This is a genomic window from Mongoliitalea sp. (genome assembly GCF_054166905.1).
The window spans coordinates 1-5,431 of record NZ_JBSZCK010000006.1 but is presented as its reverse complement, the minus strand read 5'-3'; the positions used below and the strand labels follow the sequence as shown (position 1 = coordinate 5,431).

Annotated in this window: 2 protein-coding genes and 1 pseudogene; all 3 read right to left on the bottom strand. The window is 39.9% G+C overall.

Annotated features, from left to right (window positions below; genetic code table 11):
• Window positions 1-289: 289 nt before the first annotated feature.
• The gene (locus ACXIUD_RS01525; RefSeq protein ID WP_458050875.1) at window positions 290-1,822 is read right to left on the bottom strand and encodes a RagB/SusD family nutrient uptake outer membrane protein; all 1,533 of its coding nucleotides are present in this window, start codon (window positions 1,820-1,822) and stop codon (window positions 290-292) included.
• A 23-nt stretch (window positions 1,823-1,845) separates the two neighbouring features.
• The gene (locus ACXIUD_RS01520; protein WP_458050874.1) at window positions 1,846-4,929 is read right to left on the bottom strand and encodes a SusC/RagA family TonB-linked outer membrane protein; all 3,084 of its coding nucleotides are present in this window, start codon (window positions 4,927-4,929) and stop codon (window positions 1,846-1,848) included.
• A 371-nt stretch (window positions 4,930-5,300) separates the two neighbouring features.
• Window positions 5,301-5,431, bottom strand: a pseudogene (locus ACXIUD_RS01515) (IS1595 family transposase); the annotation flags it as partial.

The window sequence follows — 5,431 nt, the reverse complement described above, 5'->3', positions numbered from 1 at the left end:
TTGATGAAGTTTACAATATTCATGGTCAAAACCGTTTATTTTGACCTAATTTAGATACATTGAATGATCACAAATAGCAATTGTCACTAACTGTCATTATATATTTATTTGGCTACTGGTGTAATTACGGATATACATATTTTTTTTTAACAAAACTTAACAATGAAGCAGATTTTTGAAAATAGACGGCTGTTTTTACGAAAAATAAAAGCAAAAGGTTTTAGTTTTACTCAAAAAAACTCTCCGAACCAAAGATTCGGAGAGTGAACAAATTGCTGATATAGGTTAATTAATAGCCAGGATTCTGAGGAATTGGATCTTGGCTATTATTTACAATCTCATCGATCGGAATTGGCCAAACAAATAGATTGCTGGTATAAGGCAAGTCATGATCAGTTGGAATTTCTCTATTGGTGGTATAGAAATCCAAACTGGTAATTGATCGAGAAGTTGCTTTGATAGGGATACCTGGAATTCTACCTTCTCCTGATAGTCGGTGAATATCTGCCCATCTTCTACCTTCTGCCAACAATTCAATTCTTCGCTCATTGAAAATTGCGGTTAAAAGCTCATCTGTATTGGCGAAATCCGCTGATGTAAACGACGGAACAGTTTCTGGTAATGCACGGTCTCTTACAGAATTCAATAATTCGACTGCTACTGTTGTATTACCTTGACGTGCATGTGCCTCAGCTGCATTTAATACAGACTCAGCGTATCTTAGAATCGGATTAGGATCTGTTCTATTGATAACATCTGTGTATTTAAATGTATAAATACCTCCTGCATTTCTATCTGTCAATTCAGTTCTTCGGATATCCTCCGGGTGCCAAAAGTCTGATCTCCAGATAAGCGGGCTGACCTTTACAAGACCCCGGGCACCTCTTGCGGGATTTCCGTACATGGATGGTAAAGCACCATTCACACCTGCATTAGATTCAGCCGTATGCACAAATGAGAAAATATTTTCTGCACTATTAACAGTCCTGAAAGGTGTTACTGGAGAATCCATCAAAGAGTAAGTCCCTGCTAACTTTGCATGTTCGTCAATAACTCCCTGCCAGTTACCCATGTGTAACATTACTCGAGACTTCAGTCCTATCGCTGCACCTCTGCGGACACGGGCATGATTTCGGGTCAAAGGCAACAACTCCTCAGCCTCATTCAAGTCTGCTAAGATCAATGCATAATCTTCTGCCACCGTGGTTCTACCCAAGGTTTCATTTGCTGCCACCAAAGGCACATCATTGATCGCTACTCTTCTGTAAGGCACACCCATGGCACTTGGATCACCCATATATGGTCTAGAGAAGTGTGTGAGCAACTCATGATGGCCCAAGGCTCTCAAAAACAACATCTCACCTCTTAGGGTATTTCTCACCTCTTGGGTGATCACCCCATTCTCTAAAGCCGCATCCAAGCTTTCCAAAACAATGTTTGCTCTATTGATCATACGATAAATAGAAATCCACATACCATTATTGTTGGCACTGAAAGGAGTATGTGCAGCGATGTAGGTAATTTCATAAAACAATTGATCGTTGTACATGTCTTCACCTCTCAAATCCCCTTGCTGTACGTTGGCAGCTCCGAAAGGATAACCCCTCCCTGCCTGACCGGCAGATCCCAAGTAAAAGCCTTGCTGCGCAGACTCATATACGCCCAGGACCAAAGACTCCACTCTGGCAGCCGTACCAAAAGACTCCTCATCCGGAATCAAGTTTGCTGGAGAAAGATCTGTCACCTCGCATGAACTGGTAATACCTGCCAGTGCGAATGCAGCAATCCCTAATTTTATATTTCTAAATTGTATCTTTTTCATCTTTTTTCAATTATTGATGTGCATTAAAACCCTACATTCAGACCAATAGAATACGTTCTGAAGATTGGAGTAACGTTCCAGTCAACACCAAACTGCAACTGACCAGCGAACTGATTAGCTTCAGGATCTAAGCCAGAGTATCCAGTGAATAGGAATGGATTCTGTGCCTGTGCAAAGAATCGCGCACTGGAGATAGCTCCCTTAAACGCACTCTGTAAAGTTGCTGTCGGCACGGTATAGCCAATCACAATATTCTGAACTCGTAAGAAGTCTCCTCTTTCCACAAATCTAGAGTTAGAAGCTGCTGTCAACCACATGTTGGCATCTTGCCCTGAATACTGTCTTGGAATATCTGTTTGCTGACCGGATTCTGTCCATCTGTTCATCACAATGGCATTGTTGTTGGAGAAACCTTGACCTAATTGACCTCTCAAAGTTTCATTCATGATGAAATTACCTCCAGAAAATCTGAAGAACAATTCAGCATCCCAGTTACCATAGGTAAAGTTGTTGATCCATCCTCCTTGCCAGATTGGCAGGGTATTGCCTAAGAATTCTTGCGTCGGAAGTCCAGCTGCCGTTGAAATATTGGCTGGGTTAGCAGGGTCAAATGCTCTCCAACCTAAGTTTCCTTGCTGCAAATTGAACTGAACGATATCATCTCCTCTAAAGTACATTGGGTTACCATTAGCTGAGTTTACACCCGCCCATCTGAATCCATACAATTGCGCAATAGGACCGCCTACCTCTGTTCTGTTGTAAGTAGATACAATAGGCTGTACCAGATTCGTCACTTCATTGCGGATCAACGTCAAGTTAAAATCTGTGTTCCAAGAGAATTTACCTCTTTCCATAACATTGGTAAACATTCTGAATTCAATACCTTCATTGAACATAGAACCAACGTTTTGATTGATGGAGTTACCAGGCACACCCAAAGATGGGATGGTTGGAGCGCTCAAAATCAAACCATCAATATTGTTTCTAAAGACATCTGCCGCGATAGTTACCTTACCAATCGTCATATCCAAACCAATGTTTACTTTTTTGGATGTTTCCCAAAGTAAACCTCTATTGGCTATTCTATTGTAACCCAAACCTGCACCTGCACCACCCAAAACAGGGCTGAATCCTCCAAAAGCAGCAAAAGTTCCAATCTCTGTATTTCCAACTTCTGCGTAGGAACCTCTTAATTTAAAGTCAGAGATTAACCTAGAGTTGAAGAATGCTTCATCAGAAATTCTCCATCCCAACGATCCTCCAAAGAAAGTACCTCTTTGATTTTCTCTGGCCAAATCAGAGATCCCGTCATTTCTTATCGTGAAGGAAGCGAGATATTTACCTTTATAGCCATAATTGATTCTACTGAAATAAGAATCAAATCCTCTGTCAGCAAATCCTCCACCGGAGAACTGATTGTTATAAGAACCAGAAATCAAGTTATCTCTTCTAAAGAAATCATCGGAGATATCATTACCTGATGCAGAAAAATTATAGAACTGATCATATTGAAATTCCGCTCCCAACGTAACATTGAAGATGTGATTTTCAGCAAAAATTGCCTGATAGTTCAAGGTATTCTGCCAGTTCCAACGAGTTGCTGGATTGAAAGCCATAAAAACGGATCCATTCACACTCTGTCCATCACCATGTCTCGGATCTAAAGACTGGAAGTCCTCAGCTAAAGTCAAATCCACTCCGACCATGGAACGTGCAGTTAGGCCTTTGGCTAAGTCAACTTCAGCATAGGTATTACCCAAAATTCTATGAATACGGTTTCTGAAAACATTGTTATCCAATACGAAACCAATATTTGGCAAGTTATTATCAGGCCCAGCCAAGTTGGTACCAAAGCCTGTTGTACGACCATCAGCTGTTACGTTGAATCCATCAAATCGCGTATTGGCGGGATCGAATGGCGAAACGTTTGGCAATGCTCGGGTAGCATTCAGCATGATACCTGAAAGTGAGTTAGCTCCCTGATTCAATCCGTTGATTTCGGTAAAAGAGTAATTCATAGAGGTACCGATTCTAACAGACTTGGACACACTATGGTCTACATTTGCTCTGAATGAGTATCTTCTCAAATCATTTAGCTCCAAGGCAGACTCTTGCTCGGTGAAGCCCATGGAGAAGAAATACTTCGTAGCATCCGAACCACCAGAAATAGAAAGATTGTGCTGCTGCGTAAAACCTCTTCTCAAGATCAAATCCTGCCAATCGGTATTAATATCACTTGGATTTGCGAGAGGAGCTTGGTTGGCATTTGTCCTTCTTTCGTTTGCAATCGTCACAAAGTCATTACCGTCCAAAAGATCAAAGCGGTTCTGAGCTTCGTTAAAACCGATAGACGTATTGTAATTCACAACAGCTTTGCCAGAAGAACCTCTTTTAGTCGTAATCAAAATTACACCATTAGCAGCTCTGGAACCGAAGATAGCCGTTGCAGAACCATCTTTCAGTACTTCGAATGACTCGATATCTGCTGGGTTGATGTTTGCCAGCGGGTTAGAGGCGTTTACAGCAGACCTATCAGCATCAACCACAGGTACTCCATCGATTACTATCAAAGGGCTAGCACTACCAGTAATAGAGTTCACACCTCTTACACGAATAATAGGAGCTGCTCCTAAGGTACCATTAGGAGTAGTAATCTGAACCCCAGGTGCACGACCCGCCAACTGGGATTCAAATGAAGGGGTCACCAAGTTTTCGATGGATTTGTTACTTATCGAAGTCACAGATCCTGTAATGTCTCTTCGCTCTTGAGTACCATAACCTACCACTACCACTTCATTTAGTGTTTTAAGGTCTTGCTCTAAAATAACATCCAAAATACTGTTATTACCAACACGTACCTCTTTTTGCAGGAAACCTACAAAAGAAAAAACTAACACCACGTTATCCCCACTTGGGATGGACAAGGTGTAGTTACCGTTAAAATCTGTTACAGTACCATTAGTGGTACCTTTAATCAGAACATTTACCCCTGGAATTCCTTCAGGCTCCTCTCGCGAAGTTACCTGACCAGAGACAGTTCTACTCTGCGCAAACACTGCTGATGATAGCAATGTCAAAAATGCGGTTACTAGTAAAATCCTCTTCATGTTATTTTTTTGAGTTTTATCAATCGAGCAATTCTAAGTTAAAGCTTGTTAAAATTCAATTTGTATAAAAAATATTAATGAATTAACAAAAAGTTAACACTAAGTATTTATTTGGAAAACTACCTAAAAACCAATCAAACAGAAAATATTTTCCAAGGTGGACACAGACCTACGAATTATTATAATAAATGTTTAGAAAAAAATTTTATTCCGAATTTAATGTTTTTACTACTTATTATTCGCCTTAATTTTTAATTATAACAAAAGTAAAAATTGAAATCACTACAAAAAATCGTTTAAAACGAATTTTTAAAAAGTAAACCTAAAACAGAAGAAACTGTAAGATAAAAACATATAAATATTTTTTATGATTATCCGCAATCATGCCAGTATGGATAAATAGAAGCAATGATGAGCCTGTCAAATAGTTTTTGACCGAAATATCTTCTGTTGAGCTTATAACAGAATTCATCAAGATAGTTCTGCATCATCCTTTCTGATA